Annotated in this window: 17 protein-coding genes and 1 pseudogene; 4 read left to right on the top strand and 14 right to left on the bottom strand. The window is 68.0% G+C overall.

Annotation, left to right across the window (positions count from 1 at the left end):
- Positions 1–66: 66 nt before the first annotated feature.
- The 8 genes from ACXDF8_RS16415 to sfnG form a co-directional block, all read right to left on the bottom strand.
- On the bottom strand, positions 67–2,055 hold the full coding sequence (locus ACXDF8_RS16415) for a vWA domain-containing protein (protein ID WP_457224324.1): 1,989 nt from the start codon (positions 2,053–2,055) through the stop codon (positions 67–69).
- The gene (locus ACXDF8_RS16410; RefSeq protein ID WP_457224323.1) at positions 2,048–3,430 is read right to left on the bottom strand and encodes a sigma 54-interacting transcriptional regulator; all 1,383 of its coding nucleotides are present in this window, start codon (positions 3,428–3,430) and stop codon (positions 2,048–2,050) included. Before ACXDF8_RS16410 ends, ACXDF8_RS16415 begins: the two co-directional genes overlap by 8 nt.
- A gap of 73 nt (positions 3,431–3,503) precedes the next feature.
- Positions 3,504–4,142 (bottom strand): LpqN/LpqT family lipoprotein, encoded by a 639-nt coding sequence (locus ACXDF8_RS16405; RefSeq protein WP_457224322.1) that lies wholly within the window; start codon positions 4,140–4,142, stop codon positions 3,504–3,506.
- An 8-nt stretch (positions 4,143–4,150) separates the two neighbouring features.
- Positions 4,151–5,734: a bifunctional phosphoribosylaminoimidazolecarboxamide formyltransferase/IMP cyclohydrolase gene (purH, locus tag ACXDF8_RS16400; protein ID WP_457224321.1), complete on the bottom strand. Its 1,584-nt coding sequence runs from the start codon at positions 5,732–5,734 to the stop codon at positions 4,151–4,153.
- Complete coding sequence (gene purN, locus ACXDF8_RS16395; RefSeq protein WP_457224320.1) at positions 5,731–6,360, bottom strand: phosphoribosylglycinamide formyltransferase; 630 nt, start codon at positions 6,358–6,360, stop codon at positions 5,731–5,733. Before purN ends, purH begins: the two co-directional genes overlap by 4 nt.
- A gap of 207 nt (positions 6,361–6,567) precedes the next feature.
- The gene (locus ACXDF8_RS16390; protein ID WP_457224319.1) at positions 6,568–8,004 is read right to left on the bottom strand and encodes a cell division protein PerM; all 1,437 of its coding nucleotides are present in this window, start codon (positions 8,002–8,004) and stop codon (positions 6,568–6,570) included.
- A gap of 49 nt (positions 8,005–8,053) precedes the next feature.
- A complete protein-coding gene (locus ACXDF8_RS16385; RefSeq protein WP_457224318.1) occupies positions 8,054–8,881 on the bottom strand; it encodes a DUF5336 domain-containing protein in 828 nt (275 codons plus the stop codon).
- 167 nt (positions 8,882–9,048) lie between these two features.
- A complete protein-coding gene (sfnG, locus tag ACXDF8_RS16380) occupies positions 9,049–10,179 on the bottom strand; it encodes a dimethylsulfone monooxygenase SfnG (RefSeq protein ID WP_457224317.1) in 1,131 nt (376 codons plus the stop codon).
- A 181-nt stretch (positions 10,180–10,360) separates the two neighbouring features.
- Here sfnG and ACXDF8_RS16375 point away from each other — a divergent pair, with 181 nt between their 5' ends.
- Entirely contained in the window at positions 10,361–11,212 is an 852-nt protein-coding gene (locus ACXDF8_RS16375; protein ID WP_457224316.1) for an LLM class F420-dependent oxidoreductase, read from the top strand.
- 23 nt (positions 11,213–11,235) lie between these two features.
- Here the strand turns inward: ACXDF8_RS16375 and ACXDF8_RS16370 are convergent, their stop codons facing one another.
- The 3 genes from ACXDF8_RS16370 to sucC all read right to left on the bottom strand — a co-directional run bounded on the left by ACXDF8_RS16370 (position 11,236) and on the right by sucC (position 15,000).
- Positions 11,236–12,768 (bottom strand): acetyl-CoA acetyltransferase, encoded by a 1,533-nt coding sequence (locus tag ACXDF8_RS16370; protein WP_457224315.1) that lies wholly within the window; start codon positions 12,766–12,768, stop codon positions 11,236–11,238.
- A gap of 153 nt (positions 12,769–12,921) precedes the next feature.
- Positions 12,922–13,824: a succinate--CoA ligase subunit alpha gene (sucD, locus tag ACXDF8_RS16365; protein WP_457224314.1), complete on the bottom strand. Its 903-nt coding sequence runs from the start codon at positions 13,822–13,824 to the stop codon at positions 12,922–12,924.
- A gap of 12 nt (positions 13,825–13,836) precedes the next feature.
- Complete coding sequence (gene sucC / locus ACXDF8_RS16360; RefSeq protein ID WP_457224313.1) at positions 13,837–15,000, bottom strand: ADP-forming succinate--CoA ligase subunit beta; 1,164 nt, start codon at positions 14,998–15,000, stop codon at positions 13,837–13,839.
- A gap of 259 nt (positions 15,001–15,259) precedes the next feature.
- Here sucC and ACXDF8_RS16355 point away from each other — a divergent pair, with 259 nt between their 5' ends.
- Both ACXDF8_RS16355 and ACXDF8_RS16350 read left to right on the top strand, forming a co-directional pair.
- Positions 15,260–16,333, top strand: a complete 1,074-nt coding sequence (locus ACXDF8_RS16355) for a M23 family metallopeptidase (RefSeq protein WP_457224312.1) — start codon at positions 15,260–15,262, stop codon at positions 16,331–16,333.
- 4 nt (positions 16,334–16,337) lie between these two features.
- Complete coding sequence (locus tag ACXDF8_RS16350) at positions 16,338–16,946, top strand: hypothetical protein (protein WP_457224311.1); 609 nt, start codon at positions 16,338–16,340, stop codon at positions 16,944–16,946.
- A gap of 2 nt (positions 16,947–16,948) precedes the next feature.
- On the opposite strand, the gene pcrA is transcribed toward ACXDF8_RS16350, so the two are convergent.
- Positions 16,949–19,318: a DNA helicase PcrA gene (gene pcrA, locus ACXDF8_RS16345; protein ID WP_457224310.1), complete on the bottom strand. Its 2,370-nt coding sequence runs from the start codon at positions 19,316–19,318 to the stop codon at positions 16,949–16,951.
- A gap of 207 nt (positions 19,319–19,525) precedes the next feature.
- Between pcrA and ACXDF8_RS16340 the strand changes: the two are divergent.
- Positions 19,526–19,830 (top strand): annotated as a pseudogene (locus ACXDF8_RS16340) (chorismate mutase).
- An 87-nt stretch (positions 19,831–19,917) separates the two neighbouring features.
- On the opposite strand, the gene ACXDF8_RS16335 reads toward ACXDF8_RS16340, so the two are convergent.
- Positions 19,918–21,966 (bottom strand): acyltransferase family protein, encoded by a 2,049-nt coding sequence (locus ACXDF8_RS16335; protein ID WP_457224309.1) that lies wholly within the window; start codon positions 21,964–21,966, stop codon positions 19,918–19,920.
- 72 nt (positions 21,967–22,038) lie between these two features.
- Complete coding sequence (locus ACXDF8_RS16330; RefSeq protein WP_457224308.1) at positions 22,039–22,164, bottom strand: hypothetical protein; 126 nt, start codon at positions 22,162–22,164, stop codon at positions 22,039–22,041.
- Between the last annotated feature and the right edge of the window lie 36 nt (positions 22,165–22,200).

Genomic DNA, 22,200 nt, shown 5'->3' with positions numbered 1-22,200 from the left:
CATCCTGAGCCGAGCTGCCCCCACTGAGCCGCTGCGTGGGTTTGCTGACCAGTTGAGGCGCGCCGCTCAGCCGCGACGGCGCCGTGACCGCAGGTAATCGCCGACCACCGCCGCGCCCAGACCGTCCAGGTCCGGGACGACCACCCGGCCCCCGACCCGGCGAGCAACCTGATCGATGAACCGGGCCAATCCGGCGTCGTTACCGAGCCGGAAGATCGTCACCTGCGCTCCGAGCCGGGCTACTTCGTCGAAGCCGCGCACGGTGTGGGCGATGGTCCGCGGATGCGGTGGGTAGTCAAAAAACACCGACGAACCCTGCCCGTCGAAATCCTCCAGGTGCGCGGTCGGTTCCCCATCCGTGACGACGAGAACCACCGGCTGGGCGTTCGGATGACGGCGCAGATGCCGAACCGCCAGCGCCAGCGCGTGATGCAGGTTCGTCCCCTGCTCGTACACACCTTCCAGCCCCGTCAATTCGGCGGCGCTGACGGTGCGGGCGTACCGACCGAAAGCGATGATCTCCAGCGCATCCGACCGAAACCGCGTGCTTACCAGGTGATTGAGTGCCAGCGCCGTCTGCTTCATCGGCAGCCAGCGGTTCTCCATCACCATCGAGAACGAGGTGTCGACGAGAAGGGCCACCGCCGACTGGGTGCGCGTCTCGGTCTCTGACACCTCGACATCGTCGACGGCGATACGCAGCGGCCCCTCGGCGTCGGTGCCGGCGCGTCGCAACACCGCATTCGTCAGCGTCCGCGTCACGTTCCACGGCTCGGTGTCACCGAACGCCCACGGCCGGGTGGCGCCGGTCAGTTCGCCAGCCGCGCCGGCCCGGCGAGTGTCCCGCTCACCATGACGTCCCGAAAGCTGTTGGGCGACATCACGTAGCGCGGTCTGTCCGAGCTGCCGCATCGCCTTGGGTGACAACCGCCACTGGCCGTCCGACCCGCGGTCCAGGAAGCCCTGGTTCATCAGTGCGCGCTCGAGGTCGGCCAGCGTGCGCGCGTCGATCGCGGCTTGGTCGCCCAGCTGCCGGGCCAGCGCGTCGAGGTCGACATCGTCCATCGTGGCCCCGGCGTAGCTCTGCGACAGCTGGTCGGCGAGTTGTTCCAGTTCGGCGATGTCGGCGAGTGCCTGCGTCCCCTCCCCCATGCCCATGGGGTCGTCGCCGGAGAACTCCGACGAGCCGTCCCAATCCTCGGCGGGTCGGGCCGCCTGCAGGTGCGAGTCGAGCCGGTTGAGCGCGTTCATCAGCTCCGGTGAGCCGAACGCCTGCTGCGCCAATGCATCCAGCTCGGCGCGCTGGTCGGGGGTGAGGCTGTTGCGGAACCGCTGCGCCGCCGCGGCACGCTTGGCCAGCGAGTCCAGCAGCTCGTCGACGTTGCGGGGATTCTCCGGGAAGTAATGGCCGTGCTTGCGCATGAAGTTCTGGAAATCCTCGGCGCTGTCCTCGCCGCGAGAATGCTTGTCCAGCAGCTCGTTCAGAGCATCGAGCATCTCATTGACGGCTTGACGTTCCTCGTCGGTGGCATTCTCCAGCGCCTTTTTCATACCGGCGAACCGCTGATCGAGCATCTCCCGGCCGAGCAGATCCTTGATCTGGTCGTACTTCTGGCGCGCTTCGGGGCTGCGCCAGTTGTAGTCCGACAACTCCTCAACGGCCTTGGCCGGGGAGGGCGACAGCGACTCGATCTGCAACTCGGCAAACCGGGCGTCGTCGTCGAGAGCGCGCGCCAGTTCCTTGCGTTCCGCCAGCACCGCCTCGTCGAGCAACTTCTTGATCTCCCGCAGAGTGCCATCGAGGTTGTTGCGGTTCAACAACTCTCGGCGGCGACGATTCACCTCCGCGGCGAGCCGGTCGGCGCCTCTGGTGTCCTTCGTCCCGCGGCGCAGAAGTTCGGCCAAGGCCCGCCGCGGCGAAGTGCCCTCCATGACGTCCTGGCCGATCTGTTCGAGCGCATCACGCAGGTCCACCGGCGGCGCCAACGGATCGGGTCCCCCGGTGTACGGCGCATACCGGGTGTCGTGCGCGTGCCCCCGCGCGGGTTTAGCCATAGACGGTTTCGCCTTCTCCGGTCACCTTGTCGATCCGCTTGGCCAAATACAAGGCCTCGAGTGCGAGCTCCAGCGCGGCGGCACGCTGGCCGTCGGTCGCTGCGTCAAGCCGCTGCGCGATCGCATCGATGACCGGCAGGTCGGGTAACGCGGCCAGCACGTCCTTGGCCGAGACCTGCTCACCGGTGGTCACCGCCGAGCCGCCCTCCACCGCAGCCACCAGCGGTCCGACGTCGATGCCGCCCAGGACCCGCTGCGCGGTGTCGGCCGTGGCCCGCCGCAGCAGGTGCTCCAGCACCGCCTGCTCGCGGCCCTCCTCACCGGACTCGAATTCCAGCTTGCCGCGCAGCACGTCGACGATGGTGCCGAGGTCGACGACCCGGGCCACCGGCTCGTCCTCGCCCAGCACCGCCCCGCGGTGCCGGGCCGAGGCGGCGACCGTCTCGGCGGCGGCGATGGCGAACCGGGCTGAGACCCCCGACCGCTGGTCAACCGAACTCGACTCCCGCAGATAGCGCGCGAAGCGCGCGATGATTTGCATCAGGTAGACGGGAACCTGCGCCGACAGGTGCGCCTCCTGGGTGATGACATCGACCTCGGCGTCGAGCTCGCGCGGGTAGTGCGTGCGGATCTCGGCGCCGAACCGGTCCTTGAGCGGCGTGATGATGCGTCCGCGATTGGTGTAGTCCTCCGGGTTGGCGCTGGCCACTACGAGCACGTCCAGCGGCAGCCGCAGCGTGTAGCCACGCACCTGGATGTCACGTTCCTCCATCACGTTGAGCATCGATACCTGGATCCGCTCCGCCAGGTCGGGCAGCTCGTTGACCGCCACGATGCCGCGGTGTGCTCGCGGGATCAGCCCGTAGGCGATGGTTTCCGGGTCACCGAGGCTGCGGCCCTCCGCGACCTTGATGGGGTCGATGTCCCCGACCAGATCGGCGACGCTGGTGTCGGGGGTGGCGAGCTTCTCGGTGTAGCGCTCGGAGCGGTGCCGCCAGCCGATCGGCAGGTCATCTCCGGATTCCTGAACCCGCCGGATCGACTCGGGAGTGATCGGTGAAAAGGGATGCTCGCCAAGCTCAGAGCCCGCGATCACCGGTGTCCACTCGTCGAGCAGGTTCTGCAGCGAGCGCAGCAGCCGGGTCTTGCCCTGCCCCCGCTCGCCCAACAGGACGAAGTCGTGACCGGCGATCAATGCCCGCTCCAGCTGCGGCAACACGGTGTCCTCGAAGCCGAAGATCCCCGGCCAGACATCCTCGCCCTCGGACAGTGCGGCCAGCAGGTTCTCCCGGATCTCCTGCTTGACACTGCGCTCGCGGTGGCCGGAAGCGCGCAGTTCGCCGAGTGTGCGGGGGAACTCGTCAGGTGAAGTCACCACTCCACGCTACGACTGCCGCCGCGGGTAGGCACCCGGTACCTCCCTTGCCCGTGCGTGACAGATGCTCGGGCTAGCGCGGGGAGAGCAGCTGGAATCCGGTGAGGATCGCCTCGGCGTCCCGCTGGAACGTGGGGTTGTCGGGGTCGGCGCTCTGCACCGTCACTGTCACCGCGTAGGTGCGACTCCCGCTCTGCAGCGCCGCACACAGCACTCGCGCCGGGTGCGGGGGCAGGCCGCCGATCGGCGGCATCTGATAGACGATGATCTCGGCCGGCAACCCGCACAGTGTCGTCTTCGCGAACTGCATGTCCGTGGCCCCGAGGCCGGACCGCAGGACTCGACGCTGTGCGTCGTAGATGTCGTCGGGCTCGGTCAGACCGGGCTTGCTCTCCAGCGTCACCACCGCCGTCGGGGAGAACCCGCCGGTGGCCAGGCTGGTGTTGCGCATCGTGTAACGGATCAGTTCGGAGTCCATCATCGTCACCCGTTCCCAGCCGTCGGGCTGGGGAATCTTGAGCACCGGCTCGCCCTCGCCGCGGGGCGGGATCGGGGTGAGCGGGACGTCGACGGCCGCACAGTCCGCGGCGATGGCTCCCGGACTGCCCAGGTTCGGCGCGGCGACCCCGCGGGCATCGTCGACCACCCGGGTGCAGGACGTGACCAGCACCAGCGCCGTCGTCACGACCACCACTACCCGAGGGGTCCTCATCGCCGACCTCAGTGCGCGAAGTGTCGGGCGCCGCTGAGATACAGGGTGACGCCCGCCTGGGCGGCGGCCTCGGTGACGAGTTCGTCGCGCACCGAACCGCCCGGGTGGACGACGGCCTTGACCCCGGCCGCCATCAGTGTCTCGAGCCCGTCGGGGAACGGGAAGAACGCATCGCTGGCGGCGACAGCACCGCGGACCCGCTCACCGCCACGCTCGACGGCCAGCCGCGCCGCGTCGACCCGGTTGACCTGTCCCATGCCCACCCCGACGGTGGCACCGTCGGCGGCGACGACGATGGCGTTCGACTTGACCGCACGGCAGGCACGCCACGCGAACTGCAGATCGGCCAGCGTCGCGGCGTCGGCGGGTGTGCCGGTCGCCAGCGTCCAGTTCGAGGGGTCGTCTCCAGCCGCGTCGAGGGCATCGCGCTGCTGCATCAGCAAGCCGCCGCTGATCTGGCGGATCTCCACGCCGCCGACCTGCGGCTCGGCCGCAAGCAGCACGCGAATGTTCTTCTTACGAGCCAGGATCTCCACGGCGCCCGGCTCGTAGGCCGGGGCGATGATCACCTCGGTGAAGATCTCCGAGACGAACTCCGCCATCTCTACGGTCACCTCGGCGTTGGCCGCAATCACCCCGCCAAAGGCGCTCAGCGGATCGCATTCGTGCGCCTTGCGGTGTGCGTCGGCCACCGAGATCGACGAGATCGCGATGCCGCACGGGTTGGCGTGCTTGATGATCGCCACGCAAGTCTGCTGGTGGTCGAACGCCGCCCGCCACGCCGCGTCGGCGTCGGTGAAGTTGTTGTAGGACATCTCTTTTCCGTGCAGCTGCTCAGCCTGGGCCAGCCCCGGCCAGCCACCGTCGTCGCTGTAGAGCGCGGCCTGCTGATGCGGGTTTTCGCCGTAGCGCAGCTGGGCGGAACGCCGCCAGGTCCGGGCCGACCACGGCGGCAGGAACTCCGGCGCCTCACCTTCTTCGGGGGCCAGGACAGAGCCCATCCAGGTGGCGACGGCGACGTCGTACTCGGCGGTGTGGCGGAAGGCCAGTGCTGCCAGCTTCTGCCGTTCGGCCAGCGTGAACCCGCCGGAACGGACCGCCGCCAGCACTCCGTCGTACCCGAGCGGCTCGACCACGACGGCGACGCTGGCATGGTTCTTGGCCGAGGCGCGCACCATCGACGGGCCACCGATGTCGATCTGCTCGACGCATTCCTCGACCTCGGCCCCGGAGTCGACGGTCTCACTGAACGGGTACAGGTTGACCACGACGAGGTCGAACGGCTCGATCTTGAGCTTCTCCAGCGCCTGCAGGTGTTCGATGTTGCGGGTGTCGGCGAGCAGACCGGCGTGGATGTGCGGGTGCAGGGTTTTGACCCGACCGTCGAGAACTTCGGGGAACCCCGTCACGAATTCGACCGGCGTGACCGGAATACCTTTGGAAGCAATCGTTTTCGCGGTCGAACCGGTGGAGACGATGTCCACCCCGGCATCGTGCAGGCCTTGAGCGAGCGGAATCAGGCCGCTCTTGTCGTACACGCTGATCAACGCTCGCCGGATCGGCCGCTTTCCGATCAATGTCCCCGAAGTCATCCTATGGTCGCCTTTCTGCCGGTCCAGGTCACGCCGCGCGTCGCGAGCGCGGCCAGCACGTCCACCAGCAGTCGTCGTTCCACGACCTTGATGCGCTCGTGCAAGGAGTCTTCGCTGTCGCCGTCGAAGATCTCGACGGCCTCCTGCGCCAAGATGGGGCCGGTGTCCATGCCGGCGTCGACCAGGTGGACGGTGCACCCGGTGACCTTCACTCCGTAGGCCAGGGCATCGGGAACCGCATGGGCGCCCGGGAAAGCCGGCAGCAGCGCCGGGTGGGTGTTGACGACCCGTCCGATGAAGCGCGAAAGGAACGCCGGTCCAAGAATTTTCATGAATCCGGCGGACACGATGAGGTCTGGATCGTGCGCTTCGGTGGCGTCGGCGATCGCGGCGTCCCAGCCGGCGCGGTCGGGATAGTCGCCCAGCCGCACCCGGAACGTCGGGATCGCCGCCGCCTGGGCGATCTCCACAGCGCGGCAGTCGCGGTCGACCCCGACCGCGACCACCCGCGCCGGATAGTCCCCGACGGCGGCGGCAAGCAGCGACTGCAGCAACGAGCCGGTCCCCGAGGCCAGGACGACGAGCCGCGCCGGCGCGCTCGGCGGGACCTGGATCGGATGCTGCACGGCGATGAGCCTAACGGTGGTTTGTCCTGCGCGGTCCCCGGGCATCCGAGATCCCACCGTCGAGCGCGCGGAGCAACCGACAACGGCCCTCTGCGACACGTGCGGAATCACTACGACCGTGTGCAGTGCGCGGCCGCCGAGCTGGCCCCGCAAAGCCAGCAACGCCGACGTCAACGACCGGTATCCGGTGCCCGCCGGCGGCTAGCCTCAGCGGTCGGGTTCGGCCTCGATGTCGTCGTCGACCACCATCAGGTCCTCGACGTCCTCCAGGTCGGGCGCGGGGCGCACCGGCCGCGGCGGCCGCGGCGGCACCGGCGGTGCCGCCGGTTCTGGTTCTGGTTCAGGGTCGGGTTCCGGCTCCGCGGCGCCGGCCGCGGACACATCGGCGGGCGCATCGGCCGGTACATCGGCGGCATCGGGTATCGGCGTAGTGAGCGCCTCGACATCGCCGAACTGCGGCTCGTCGAATTCCAGTTCGGTGGACACCGGCACCGCAGGCTTGATCCGTTTCGGCCGGCGCGCCAACCCACCGGTCATCAGGACCGTCACCGATCCGACCGCGAAGAACCAGAAGAAGACCCCCGGGCCGAACGTGGCCTGGTCCACCCCGACGTCGCCGAAGTTGCCCAGCTTGCCGCCGCCGGCATAGCCCAGCACCGCCATCGTCACCGCCGCCAGCACCGAGGCCACCGCCAGCTTGGCCAGCGCCGCCGGCCACGGCAGCGGCCGGCGGGCGCACTGCTGGCCCACCGCCACGCCGGACGCCGCGCCGACGATCAGCAACGCCACCCACACCGGTCCCAGCGGGGGCGTGGGAACGGCAGCCAGGATCGGTAGCGCGGGAATGTCGCCCCCGAAGACCGTGAACGAACTGAACGTGGCAAACCCGATGTGCGCACTGGAGCCCACCGCGACCGCGGACGTCCCGACAATGACGTTCGGCACGTACAGCGCCGACAGGACCGTCAGGCTGAACTGCCCGAACAACGAGTCGGTCACCGCGTACAACTCGTGCATGGTGGCCCAGTGCACAACCAGCGACGCGGCGGTCACCGCCCCCGACAACCCGAACAGGGCCAGCAGACCGGCCGTCGCGGCGCGCACCGTGTCGCCCAGCCATAACGGCAGACCCAGCGACCGCAGCGCGCGCCAGCCCACCCGGGAACCGACACCGATCAGCGCACCGACGCCGTGCACGCCCAACACCCCGGAGAACGCGCGCAGGGCACTCGGCGTCTGCAGCACGGTGATCACCGACGAGGCGTCGTGGATGACGGCCAGCGCGATGGCCGCCAGCAGCAACGGCCCGCCCAACGCCGAAGCGACGATCCAGCGGATGACGAACCAGGATGCCCGCGGCGAGGTGGCCTGCGCGGTAGTGCGCGCCGTACCCCACACCATCAACAGCACCGGCAGCAACGGCAGCACCGCCAGCTGGTGGCCGGCGATCGAAATCGGCACCTGGTGAACAGCCAGCCAGATGCTGGCAACGGCGCCCAACGTGCCGGTCATGTCGCTGTTGGCGATCACCAACTGCATCAACGTCACCGCGGCGATCACGCCCAGCGCGACGACCGACGGGCCGAAGGCGACCCGCACCAGGTCACGCGCCTGCCGGGCGCCGACGGGCCGCGTGTTCTCCATCCGTGTCACTCGACGCGCCAGCTAGGCGAGTTGCGCGAAGAGCGTCGGGTCAGGACGGGTTGGGGCCAGCCGACGGCGACGATGACGGCGCCTGCGACTGATGTTCCGGCTGTCCGGACGGCTGCTGGCCCGATCCGACCGAGGGTGGCGGGCTGAAGCTCGGGAATCCGGTCGGCGGGGTGGGCGGACCGCTCTGGGGTCCGTGGCCGCCGAAGCCGCCGGTGGACGGGCCTGAGGAGTACCCACCGCCGTACTGAGAGGGATAGCCCGGTCGCTGCGGCGGGCCTTGGGACGGGCCCGGCTGACCTGGCTGACCCTGCTGGCCGTAGTAACCACCCGGCGGGGGCCCGTACTGCCCGAACTGTTCGTAGCGGGGCCGCGGCGCCGGCGCGGTGATGATGCCGGCCTCCAACAACAAAGCCGCGACCGCGACGACGGCCTGGAACAGGACGAACGCCAGCACCAGCCACAGCGCCCAGCCGATCGAGAACCCGGCGGGCTTGCTCACCACCTGGGCGATGACCAGCAGGACCGCGAGCACCGACGCCGTGGCGACGATGCCGTCGTAGTTCTTCGCTTTCGGCAGCAGGCTGACAGCTGCCAGCAATGCCGCGATGAGCGCGGCGATCACCGGGTAGCCGCCACCGCTTCCGGTGAGTTCGGCGCCGCCGAACGGCCCCATCTCGGCGCTGACGGTGAACACCGGGCCGAAGCTGGCCAGGTACGCGGCCAGGCCGAGGACGACGACGGCGATCGTCAGGTACTGGGGCAGCTTGCTCGGTCCAGCCTCGGCCGGTGCGTACGACGGCCCGGGAGCGCCATAGGAGCCGGGTGGCTGCGACGGTGGGTAGCCCGGATTGGTGGGCGGGTAAGTCATGGCCTCTCCTTCAGCCTTGTCACGCCGCGCATCCCCGCGGCGCTGCGTCGGTTGTGGCGCGCGAACGGACCCGCAGGCCCGGTTCGCTCACCACGCTAGCGCACCGCGCCGCGGGGATGATGACCATCGGCGTGTCACACCGGCGGTCGGCGACCGGCGGTGTCGGCTCAAGCAGAAGCCAGCAGCGGCGCCCCCACCGAATCGCTTTCGGCTGACTCGATCTCGCGCACCAGGGGCAGCACCTTGGCACCGAAGTACTCGATCTCCTCCTGGAAGTGCAGGAAGCCGCCGAGAATGAGGTCCACCCCGCGCTTGCGATAGGTGGCGATGCGTTCGGCGATCTGTTCGGGGGTGCCGATGAGCTGGGTGCGGAATCCGTCGTTGTACTGAACCAGGTCCTCGAATGCGGAGCCGGCCCACATGCCGCGCTTGTCGCCGGTGGAGCTGCCGGCCTGCTGCACCGCCGCGTGAAAGCCTTCGACGGCGGGCCGGTCGGCCTTGGCGATGATCTCGCGCAGGACTTTCTTTGCCTCCTTCTCGGTGTCCCTGGCGATGATGAAGCCGTTGAGGCCGAACTTGACCTCGCGCCCCACGCCGCGGGCGTGCTCGCGCACGTCGACCAGCTGCTCGGTGACTCCGTCGAAGTCCTTGCCGTTGGAGAAGTACCAGTCCGCATACAGCCCGCCGTTACGGCGCGCCGCGGTGGAGTTGCCGCCCTGGAAGATCTCCGGGTTCGGGCGCTCGGCGGTGTTCAGCGGCTTGGGCTTGAGGGTGAAGTCGTGGATGCGGTAGAAGTCGCCGCGGAAGTCCACGTCGTCCTCGGTCCAGATCTTGCGCAGCACCTGCAGGAACTCGGCACTTCGCCGGTAGCGCTCGTCGTGCTCCAGCCAGGGTTCGCCCAGGTGGGTGAATTCGTCCTTGAACCAGCCGGAGACGACGTTGACGGCGAATCGTCCACCGGAGAGGTGGTCGGCGGTGGAGCCCAGCTTGGCCAATACCGCCGGTTGCCAGAGTCCGGGATGTACGGCGGCGATGAGCTTGAGCCGTTGCGTCGCCAGCAACAGCGCCAGCGAGAAGCTGGTGGACTCGTGCTGGTATTCCGCGCCGTAGCTCGCCTCGTAACGCACTTGGCTCAGCGCGTATTCGAAGCCGTTGTTCTCGGCGGTCTGCGCGAGCTTGACGTTGTAGTCGTAGTTCCAGTCGGTGCGCTGCTCGATGGTGCTGGTCACCAGGCCGCCACTGACGTTGGGCACCCAGTATGCGAATTTCACCTGATCGGCGATGCGTTCGGTCGTCATGGTGTTGCATCGTGACGACACCGCGCCTGCCGGTCACCCCTTTAACTCGCCGAGAGTGCAGGTGTTGCCCGAACGTCGCCTGTTGTCCGGACGTCGCCGCTGGTGGCGTGAGCGCGCCTCGGGTCTCGGCGAATGAAACGCTTCCTTGCCCGGGTCATTGCCACACGTTCTAATGCACCGCATGGACTACGGGCTCGTTCTGTTCACCAGTGATCGGGGCATCACCCCGGCCGCGGCGGCCAAACTCGCCGACGATCACGGGTTCACCACGTTCTACGTGCCCGAGCACACCCACATCCCGGTCAAGCGCGAAGCCGCCCACCCGACCACCGGCGACGAGTCGCTGCCCGACGACCGCTACATGCGCACCCTGGATCCGTGGGTCAGCCTGGGTACCGCGTGCGCAGTCACCTCCAGAGTCCGGCTCTCGACCGCGGTGGCGTTGCCGGTGGAGCACGATCCGATCACGCTGGCGAAGTCCATCGCCACCCTCGACCACCTCTCCGGCGGACGGGTCAGCCTCGGAGTCGGATTCGGTTGGAACACAGACGAGTTGACCGATCACAACGTACCGCCGGGCCGCCGCCGCACGATGCTGCGCGAGTACATCGAGGCCATGCGTGAACTGTGGACCAAGGAAGAGGCGTCGTTCGACGGCGAGTTCGTCAAGTTCGGCCCGAGCTGGGCGTGGCCCAAGCCGATCCAGCCGCACATCCCCGTTCTTGTCGGGGCGGCCGGCACCGAGAAAAACTTCAAGTGGATCGCCCGCAGCGCCGATGGCTGGATCACGACGCCGCGCGACTTCGACATCGACGCACCGGTGAAGTTGCTGCAGGACACCTGGGCGGGCGCCGGCCGGGACGGTACTCCGCAGATCGTGGCGCTGGACTTCAAGCCGGTTCCCGAGAAGCTGGCGCACTGGCGTGAAATCGGCGTCACCGAGGTGCTTTTCGGGCTGCCCGATAAGCCGGCCGACGAGGTCGCCGGCTATGTGGAGCGGCTGGCTGGCAAGCTCGCCGCGATGGACCTCTAGACCCCTGGCGTTGTTCTGCGCGATCAGGCCAGTGTCGCGCGGTTGATCCCATCCTCACCGGCGGTGACGGCGATGCCCACACCCAGCGGGTCGCCGTCTGTCATCAGGCTCAGCAGATCCTCGTCGGTGCTGATGGCCATGAAACGGCTTTCGTCGGCGTCCAGGCGGCCGACAATGACGCCGGTGCGCTCCGGCCAGTCATAGCGCACCGAGTACGTCTCGATCACCCCGGTACCGTCTGCATTGCGGGTGACGGGTACCTTCGGCAGTGCGGCGATGTCCGCCTGCAACACCTTGCTGCGATCCGGCGCCCAATCGACGGGGGTGGTCGAGTAGACGCCCACCGAGTACTTGCTCATGATGCCACCGTTGGCGCCGACAAGACCGAATACACCTGGCTTGTACCGCATTTCGGCGACGGTCTCGGCGATCGCGTGCAACGAGTAGCTGTTGCCGGGACCGCCGAAATACGGCAGGCCGCCGGTCAGGGTGAGCCCGCGCGGGTCGTCGGCGGCCAACCCGAAGTCGTCGCACACCGCGAAGACCGGGAACGGGAAGCAGCTGTACAGGTCGAGGGTGCTCACCTGGCCCATGTCGATACCCGCGACGCGAAGGGCTTCTGCCACAGCCTGTTGCGCCGAGACGCTGGTGCCGAGATCGACGCGATCGAGCATGTCCTGCTCGATCTGGTCGGCATGCCCGTGCAGGTACACCCACTTTTCCTCGGGCACAGCGAGTTTGCGTGCGGCCCCGACTGACATCACGATTGCTGCGGCCCCTTGGTTGACCGTGTCCCGAGCCACCATCAGCCGCGGATACGGGTCGCAGATCATCCGGTTGTCGGCGGTGACCGTGGCCAGCTCCTCGACCGAACGCTCGGCCAGCGAGGACGAGAAAGGATTCTTGGCAGCCACTTTCGAGAACGGTGCGAACAGTTCGGCCATCTTCAGCCGGTAATCGTCGACGCCCAAGCCCAGCCGGCCACGCCGGGCGTTGTCCAACAGGCCGTACTGCACCGGTGCGCCGGTGAGTCCGTGCTTGGCGGTGTACTCGCTCATGTACTGCTCGAAGCCGTATCCGCGGTCATCGAGCTGCCCGCCTACGGTCTCGCTGTGGTCGGGTGCATTGTCGCGACCGGCGAAGGTCTTCAGCGTCGAGCCGTTCTCCGAGCCGAGGATCAACGCCACCTCGATCTCGCCGGCGGCAATCAACCCGGCGAACTCCGTCACCAGTTTCTGCGGGCCGTTGCCGCCGATCGGCTCGAGCACCGCCCGCGCAGGATCCGAGCCGACCCGCGCCGCCACCGACCGGACGTAATTGTCGGAGGCACCCAGCGGCGGCTTGGTGAACGGCGTGCAGATCTCGAACTGCCGCAGCCCGGCGAACACCTCGATCGCCCGTGCGACAGCGGCAACGTCCGCTGCGGTGTCGGCCAGGGCGGCGCGAACCGCCTCGGTGGCCAGGTCCACCGACGACATCCCGTGGTAGGCCGAATCGCCGAGTCGCTCGGTGAACTGACCGACGCCGACGATGACGGGAGTGCGCGGATCGACCATAGTTCGACAGGCTAATAGAACACGTTACTGTTGCGCCAACTCGCGCCCGCGCTGCGCACCCCGATGGTCGGATATGAGCTGCCCGCCAGACGCAAATGTCCCCGACACGCCGGGGCGTGCGGGGACATTGCGTCTGCTCGCGCAGAGGAGTTGCTACAGGCTCTGCAGGATCTCTCGAGCCAGCTTGGCGGTCTCCGACGGCGTCTTGCCGACCTTGACCCCGGCGGCCTCGAGGGCTTCCTTCTTGCCCTGCGCGGTGCCCGCACCGTCGGAGACGATGGCGCCTGCGTGGCCCATGGTCTTGCCTTCCGGCGCGGTGAACCCGGCGACATATCCGACGACCGGCTTGGAGACGTTGGCCTGGATGTAGGCGCCCGCCTTCTCCTCGGCGTCGCCACCGATCTCGCCGATCATCACGATGATCTTGGTCTCAGGATCCTTCTCGAACGCCTCGATGGCGTCGATGTGGGTGGTGCCGATGACCGGGTCGCCGCCGATGCCGATGGCGGTCGAGAAGCCGAGATCGCGCAGTTCGTACATCATCTGGTAGGTCAGCGTGCCGGACTTCGACACCAGACCGATCGGCCCCTTGCCGGTGATGTTGTTCGGCGTGATGCCGACCAGCGACTCACCGGGGGTGATGATGCCGGGGCAGTTCGGCCCGATGATGCGGGTCTTCTCGCCCTTGTCGACGTTATAGGCCCACGCATAAGCGCTGTCCTGCACCGGAATTCCCTCGGTGATGACGACCAGCAGCGGGATCTCGGCGTCGATGGCCTCGATGATGGCGTCCTTGGAGAACGCCGGCGGCACGAAGGCGATCGACACGTCGGCGCCGGTCTCCTTCATTGCCTCGGCCACCGAACCGAACACCGGTAAATCGACGCTTTGGCCCTCTTTGTTCACATGCGACACCGTGGTGCCGGCCTTGCGCGCGTTGACGCCGCCGACCACCTGAGTGCCGGCCTTGAGCATCAGCGCGGTGTGCTTGGTGCCCTCGCCACCGGTGATGCCCTGGACGATGACCTTGCTGTCCTTGTTCAGAAAAATCGACATCTGTTGTGTCCCTTACTTGTTGGCCAGCTCGGCGGCCTTGTCGGCGCCGGCGTCCATGGTCTCGGCCTGGATGACCAGGGGGTGGTTGGCCTCGGCAAGAATGCGGCGGCCCTCCTCGACGTTGTTGCCGTCCAGGCGGACCACGAGCGGCTTGTTGGCTTCGTCACCGAGGATCTGCAGCGCCTTGACGATGCCGTTGGCCACCGCGTCGCACGCGGTAATGCCGCCGAAGACGTTGACGAAGACGCTCTTGACCTGGCTGTCGCCCAGGATCACGTCGAGGCCGTTGGCCATCACCTCGGCCGAGGCGCCGCCACCGATGTCGAGGAAGTTGGCGGGCTTCACGCCGCCGTGGTTCTCGCCGGCGTAGGCGACGACGTCCAGAGTCGACATGACCAGACCCGCGCCGTTGCCGATGATGCCGACCTCGCCGTCGAGCTTGACGTAGTTGAGGTCGTTCTCCTTGGCCTTCAGCTCGAGCGGGTCGGTGGCGTCGCGGTCCTCGAACTCGGCGTGGCCGGGCTGGCGGAAGTCGGCGTTGGCGTCGAGCGTGACCTTGCCGTCCAGCGCCAGGATCTGATCGTCCGGCGTGCGCACCAGCGGGTTGACCTCCACCAGGGTGGCGTCCTCGCCGACGAAGACTTCCCACAGCTTCTGGATGGTCACCGCGGCGGCGTCGAGCACCTCAGCGGGCAGGTGGCCCTTCTCGGCGATCTCGCGCGCGAAGGCCAGGTCGACCCCCTTGACGGCGTCGACGGGCACCTTGGCCAGCCGCTCGGGCTTGGTCGCGGCGACCTCCTCGATCTCCATGCCGCCCTCGACCGAGCACATGGCCAGGTAGGTGCGGTTGGAACGATCGAGCAGGAAGGAGATGTAGTACTCCTCGGCGATGTCGCTGGCCTCGGCCACCAGCAACTTCTTGACGATGTGTCCCTTGATATCCAGCCCGAGGATGTTCTGGGCGTGGGTGAACGCGTCATCGGGGGTGGCGGCGTACTTCACGCCCCCCGCCTTGCCGCGGCCACCGGCCTTGACCTGGGCCTTGACCATCACGGGCTTACCGATCTCCTCGGCGATGGCCTTCGCGTCCGCTGGGGAGTCGGTGACCCGGCCCGGGGTGGTGGGAACGTTGTGCTTGGCGAACAATTCCTTCGCCTGATATTCGAATAGATCCATGGGCTCACTGTCTGGTCGGCGCTGACTGCTTTTTGATGAGTTGGTTGAGGAAGTCGCTCCGGGGGAACTGTATCGAGAGGGTCCGGAGCCGCCCTCCTCGCCCACCACTCATGTGGCACATCTCACCGTGCGGTGCAAGTGATTCAACTCACAATCCACCGTGGAATAACCGCATGGGTTGCCACCCCCCGCGCATCTTCGTTACCGTCTTCGTGGTCTGAGATAACGCTTTGGTCACGACTAGAGGGACATTAGAGTTTTGACGCAGCATCGGTCGGCAGGATCTCTGTTCGGAGACAACCCGGCCTCGCGTGCCAAGACCGGGTCCTACGACCGCCCAGCGCCATCGAGCCGGGCCGCCGATCCCGACCGAGTCGACGTCACCGACATCATCCCGTTCAACGAATTCGGCGATCTCTGCGACATCGATCTCCGCGAGCACACCGCCTTCGACACCGAGTCCCGGGTCGTGCACTGCCCCGAGCTCGACGACATGCACGACGTCGACGACCTGAAGCCGCTGCGATTGGTGGTTCCCGCCGAGTTCGCCACCCCCGATGCCCGCCGCGACACCCGCCGCGCCGAAATACCGCGCTACAGCAACACCGAGAACACCGATGTGCTGCCCCGGACCCCGCAGCACCGCAGGCAGCCGACCGGCGCCGTCAAGGGCCGCGTGATGATCGCCGCCATGGCAGCCGGGGCCGCCGCTGCGGCCGCCTACACGGCCGTCAAGCCTGCCACCGAGGCCACCACGCAGACCGTGCTGGCCGCCGACATGACCCCGATGGACGGCACCTTCACCACGCCGCGCGGCATGCAGCTCGTCGCGGTCAAGCCCATCGCCGACGCTGCCGTCCACGGCGAAGAACTCGCCAACGGCGTGGCCTACGCCCAGGAACGGGCCGAGCGCGAAGCCCGCCTTGCGCGCCCCTTGTTCGTCATGCCCACCAAGGGGGTCTTCACCTCCGGCTTCGGTTACCGGTGGGGCGCGCTGCACGCCGGGATCGACCTCGCCGCCCCGATCGGCACGCCGATCGTCGCCGCCTCCGACGGTGTCGTCGTCGACGCCGGCCCGACAGCCGGGTACGGCGCCTGGGTCAAGATCCGGCACTCGGACGGCACGGTCACGCTGTACGGCCACGTCAACACCTGGCTGGTCCAGATCGGTCAGCGGGTCTTCGCCGGCGATCAGATCGCCACCGTCGGCAACCGCGGTAACTCCACCGGTCCGCACCTGCACTTCGAAGTCCTGCTGGGCGGCACCAACCGCACCGATCCGGTGCCGTGGCTGGCCAAGCGCGGCCTGGCCGTAGGGCCGTACGTCGGCTGACCCGGTGTCAGAACCGCACGACCCGCAGACCCGCATCATCCGGCGCCAGCCGTCCGGCCCCATTCCCAGGTCCGAAGAGCCCCGCACCAGCATCATCCGTCGCGCCCCGACCGGCCCGGTACCGCAGGCGGCCGAGGCGCAGACCACCAACATGCCGCGCCCGCCCGCCGACGACGTCCCCACCGGGCTGATCCGCCGCGCCGCACCGGTTGCCGTTCCGGCCCGTCCCGCCATCGTCGACATCGGCACCGGAGGCACCGCGATCGCGGCCAGCGCCGTGAGCATCATCGGCGGATGGGCGACCGCGGTGGTGGCCACCGACCTGGTCACCGGCTGGTGGCGTACCGACCGATTGTTCTGTCTCGCAGTCGGTTTCCTGACGGTGCTGTTCGGCGTCACGACGGTGTCGGGAGTGATCCTGCTGCTGCTTCGTCGGTCGGTGGGCCGCTATCTACTCGCGTTCGGCGCCGTCGTCGCGCTGCTCACGTTCGGCAGTGTTTTCGTCGCCGGGGCACGCACTCCCTGGCCGGTGTACCTGATCCCGGTGCTGCCGCTGGCCAGTCTGGCGCTGGCGTTCCACCCGTCGACACTCCGCTGGTGCCGGCTGCGCTGAGGCTAGAGCTTCTGGATCGGCGCGTGGTTGTGCATCAGCTTGACCCGGCCAGCGCTGCCGAAGTCGATCAGCGACATGGCCGATTCGCCAGCGCCGGAGACTTCCTCGACGCGGCCCAGACCGTACTTGTCGTGGTTGACCCGGTCCCCGGGTACCAGTGTGATCGGCGGCCGCTTGCTCCCGCCGGACGCCCGGTTCGGCGACGGTCGGCCGGTGCCACCCACCCCGCCGCCGGCTGAGAAGCCGCCCCCACCCGGCGAGTACCGGCCCGGTGCACTGAACGACGGGGCCGGATCGGTGCGGCGCCAGTCCAGGAGGTGCTCGGGAATCTCACGCAGGAACCGTGATTCGGGGTTGAGCATCGGCTGGCCCCACGAGGAACGGACCTTCGCCCTGGTGAGATAGAGCCGCTGGCGGGCGCGGGTGATGCCGACGTAAGCCAGCCGGCGTTCTTCGGAAAGCTCCCCCGGGTCGCCCAGCGCCCGCATGTGCGGGAACATTCCGTCCTCCCAACCGGTCACGAAGACCACCGGGAACTCCAGTCCCTTGGCGGTGTGCAGGGTCATCATCGTGACCACGCCGTGATCGTGCTCGGGAAGGTCGTCGGAGTCGGCAACCAGTGACACCCGCTCCAGGAATTCGGCGAGGATCCCGGTCTGCGGGACATCCTCGTCGTCGCTGTCGGCGCCTTCGTCCTCATCGGCCAGGGCGGCGGCGTTCGCGCGATCGATGCTGAATTCGTGTGCGACGCTGACCAATTCGTTCAGGTTGTCCAGTCGCGCCAGGTCCTGCGGATCGCCGGAGGACTCCAGTTCGCGGCGGTAGCCGGTGCGGTCGAGCACCGCCTCGACGAGGTCGCCGAGCTCGTCGTCGAGCTTGCCGCGCAAGTCGTCGAGCAGGTTGACGAAACTGGCGATCGCCTTCTCCGAGCGCGTGTTCAGCATCGGCACCTTGCCGGCTGCCGCGGCGGCCAGCGCGTCGGCGAAATTGGAGCCGGTGTTCTCGGCGTACACCGCCACGCACGCCTCGGCGCGATCCCCGATGCCCCGGCGGGGAGTGTTCAGGATGCGCCGCAGGCTCACCGCATCACCGGGGTTGTCCAACACCCGCAGGTAGGCAACGATGTCGCGAATCTCCTTGCGCTCGTAGAACCGAACGCCACCGACGACCTTGTAGGGGATGCCGGCCCGGATGAACACCTCTTCCAGCGAGCGCGACGAGTTGTTGGTCCGGTAGAACACCGCGAAGTCGTTGTAGGAGAACCCACCGCGATCGGCGAGCGCGTCGATCTCGCTCGCGACGAACCGTGCCTCGTCGTGCTCGTTGTCGGCCACGTAGCCGACGATCAGTTCACCCTCGCCCGCATCGGTCCACAGCCGCTTGTCCCTCCGGTTGGCGTTGCGGGAGATCACCGAATTCGCCGCCGACAGGATGTTCTGGGTGGAGCGGTAGTTCTGCTCGAGCAGGATCGTGGTGGCGTTGGGGAAGTCGCGTTCGAAGTCCTCGATGTTGCGGATCGTCGCACCACGGAAGGCATAGATCGACTGGTCGGCGTCGCCGACGACGCACAGCTCGCTGGGCGGCACGGTGTCGGTGTCGGGGGCGGCGGCGCCGACGAGTTCACGCACCAGCACGTACTGGGCGTGGTTGGTGTCCTGGTACTCGTCGACCAGGACGTGCCGAAAGCGCCTGCGGTAGTACTGGGCGATCTGCGGGTAGTTCTGCAGCACCGCGACCGTCTCGCCGATGAGGTCGTCGAAATCCAGAGCATTGGCACCACGCAGCCGGCGCTGGTATTCGCCGTAGACGCTGGCGACCGTTCGGGCCAGTTCGTCGGCGGCGGGCTCCAGCGCGGCGAGTGCGTCCTCGGGGCTGATCAGTTCGTTCTTGAGGTTGGAGATGGCATTGGCCAGCAGCCGCGGCGAATACCGCTTGAGGTCCAGGCCCATGTCCTTGCCGATCATCAGCAGCAGCCGGCGTGAGTCGTCGGCGTCGTAGATCGAGAAGTTGGAGTTCAGCCCGGGCAGCAGGGAGGCCTGGTTACGCAGGATCCGCACGCACGAAGAGTGGAAGGTGGAAATCCACATATTGCGGGCCCGGGGACCGACCAGCGAGACGACCCGCTCGCGCATCTCGGCGGCGGCCTTGTTGGTGAACGTGATGGCCAGCACCTGGCCCGGCCCGACGTCCCGGGCCGCCAGCAGGTAGGCGATGCGGCGAGTCAGCACCGCGGTCTTACCCGAACCGGCGCCGGCCACGATCAGCAGCGGGGACCCCTCGTGTAGCACCGACTGGCGCTGCTGCGGGTTGAGACCGTCGAGGAGTTCGGCTGCTTGGGCTGGGGGCTGGAAGTCCGTTACGTGCACACTCATGTCCGACCCAACTTACCGCTGCACGGCGACAGTTTTTTGCGAAGCCGGGCTTCGAGGTGGCAGACTCTATACGTGCTTTCTCCGCAGCGTCGATTTTTCTACGGGTACCGGTCCGCGGTGCCCGTGGGTGTCTAGCTGCTCAACCCGAGAGCCCCGCGGTCCGCATCCGGATCCGGGGCTCGTCTCTTGTGTGAGGCCCGGAATCGAATGAGACCAGACCCACACACGAGGAGAACGAAGCGATGACTTTGGAAATGGTCCCAGAAGCCGAACCCGACATCGACGCACTGCGCAAGGAGATCGACCGGCTCGACGCCGAGATCCTGGCCGCGGTCAAGCGCCGCACCGAGGTCTCCCAGGCGATCGGTAAGGCGCGGATGGCCTCCGGCGGCACCCGACTGGTGCATAGCCGCGAGATGAAGGTCATCGAGCGTTACGGCCAGCTCGGCCAGGACGGCAAGGACTTGGCGATGCTGCTGCTGCGGATGGGCCGCGGCAGGCTCGGGCACTGAGCCGTTTCTCGCCGCGAGCAGACGCAGAATCGCGCTCAACGCCCGCTGTTGCGGTGAGTTTGTGTCTGCTCGCCAGGCGCTGTCGGCTCAGCGCACGGCGTCGACGAGCCACGGCGCCAGCCAGGTGACCGCGTCCTTGGTCGGGTGCACGCCGTCGCTGCGTACCCGTACCCCGTTGATCTTGTCGGTGTAGACGCCGCCCGGCCCGAGCTTCTTGTTCAGGTCGAGCACCGTCACATCCGGTCGGTCGCCGACGACGTTGCGCAGCATGGTGTTCCAGCGTTTGACCCGGCTCGGCTGATCCTCCGGATACAGGTTGCCGTTCGCCTGTTCGCCGTGCCGGTTGAACGGCTCGGTGGTGACCACCACTCGCGCACCCGTGGACGTCAGGATCTTCAGCGCCCGCCGTAGTTCGCCGGTGAGGTAGTCGTCGTAGTCGGACTGCCCGATGTGGCTCCACTCCCCCCGCCACTTGCGGTCGACCACCTCCCAGCGGCCGACGACGAGCAGCACCACGTCGGGCCGGTCGTGGGCGATCCGCAGCGACCAGCGCTGCGGCCAGTCGTCGCACTCGTGCTTCTGTTCGAGGACCTTCCCGCTGTAGCGGTACGGACCGCCGCGGGCCAGCCCGCAGCCGATCGTGGTGCGGTCCAGAAACGTCATGCCCGGTGTCGGCGGCAGGTAGCGCATCATCGTCCAGGCCACCGAGTCGCCGAACACGGCCACGGTGTGCTGGCGCGGCCCGCGCTGGACCGGCGCCGCCATCCTGACCTGTTCGACCGGGGATGTCATCGCGGCCTGGGAGACGTCCGGGCCGGGCTCTGCGTCGAGCCGCGAACCCACCGGCACGGCGAGCATCGTCACGATGACGGCAGTGGCGACCGTCGCGCCGGCCAGCCGCAACGGTGGTACGTGCACCGGTTGCCAGCGACGCACCGGCTGCTCGATCAACCACCAGGACAGCCCTGCGACCGCGAGCGTGGCCGCACACCGGGCCGCGAACAGCGGATAACCCGCCCATCCGGTGCGCTCACCGTTGAGCAGCAGGAAGATCGGCCAGTGCCAGAGGTAGACGCCGTAGGAGATCAATCCGAGCCACACCAGCGGCGGTGCTGCGAACACGCGGGCCACCGGACCACTCGGGTCCAGCGCCACCGACGTGATCACCGCGGCGGCGGCGAGCGCGACGACAGTGAGCAGACCGTGGCGGAATTCGACGGCGCTGCCGGTGACGAAGTGGGTTGCCGCGGCCAGCACCGCCACCCCAGCCACCGGCAGGATGCGCACCAGCCAGCGGCCCCAGCGGGACCGGATCAACGACCAGCCGGCCATCGCCGCCGGCCAGTCCCGCACGAACAGTGCCGCCGTCGCGGCACCGATCAGCAGCGCCTGCGCGCGGGTGTCGGTACCGAAGTACACCCGGGTCAGTGCATCGTCCGAGGACATCACGACCGCGGCCGCGGCTGACGCGACTGCCGCGACCCCGGCCACCGAGATGACGGCCAGCCGTACCGCCCGAACGCTCACCCCGGTGTGCCGGCGCCGCGCGATCAGGACGAGCAGCAGCACGACGGACACGATCAGCACCGGCCACACCAGGTAGAACTGTTCCTCGACGCCGAGTGACCAGGTGTGTTGCAGCGGTGAGGGGGCGGCGCCCTGACTGAAGTAGTCGGTCTTGTGCGCGACGAAGGCCCAGTTCGACACCCACAGGAACGCCGCCACGGCGTCGGCGCGCAGCGTGCTCACCGAGTCCGGTGCGAACAACGGCCGGATGGCCACCACAGCCAGCCCCAGAAGCAGGGCGGCCGGCAACAGCCGCCTGGCCCGCCGAATCCAGAACGCTCCCAGGTTGATTCGGCCGACGCGGGTCAACTCCTCGAGCAGCAGCGAGGTGATCAGGAATCCGCTGAGCACGAAGAAGATGTCGACGCCGATGAATCCGCCGCCGAGACCGGGGATGCCACCGTGACCGACCAACACCAACGCGACGGCCACGCCGCGGATGCCGTTGAGGGCAGGGATTCCAGCGCCACGACCAGGGTCACGACGACGCGCCGGGCCGTGAGTCGCCGCGCTGGGCACGGCATCGACCCACCGGCGTCGTGCAGACAAACGCACCGGAGCCGCGGTCACCTCGCTCCCTCCAGTCCGGTCTGTGAGTTTAGGGGCAGACCGGCGCGAAGCCCGGTGGGCGCGCGGGTGCGATCAGCAGCGGGTCAGATTTTTGTCGACGATCTTGTAGCGCTGCGGAGGGTGCGGGAGGAGCTGGTCGAGGGCGAGCATGAGGCCGCCCACCGCTCCGGCGAGCTGAGCGACCACCAGTTCGGGCATTCCCCTGCGTTGAGTGCGACTCGCGACGTTCATAGC

The sequence above is a fragment of the Mycolicibacterium sp. CBM1 genome (assembly GCF_054073305.1).
Note: the sequence above shows the minus strand (reverse complement) of the source record. Positions and strands in the feature narration are given on the sequence as shown.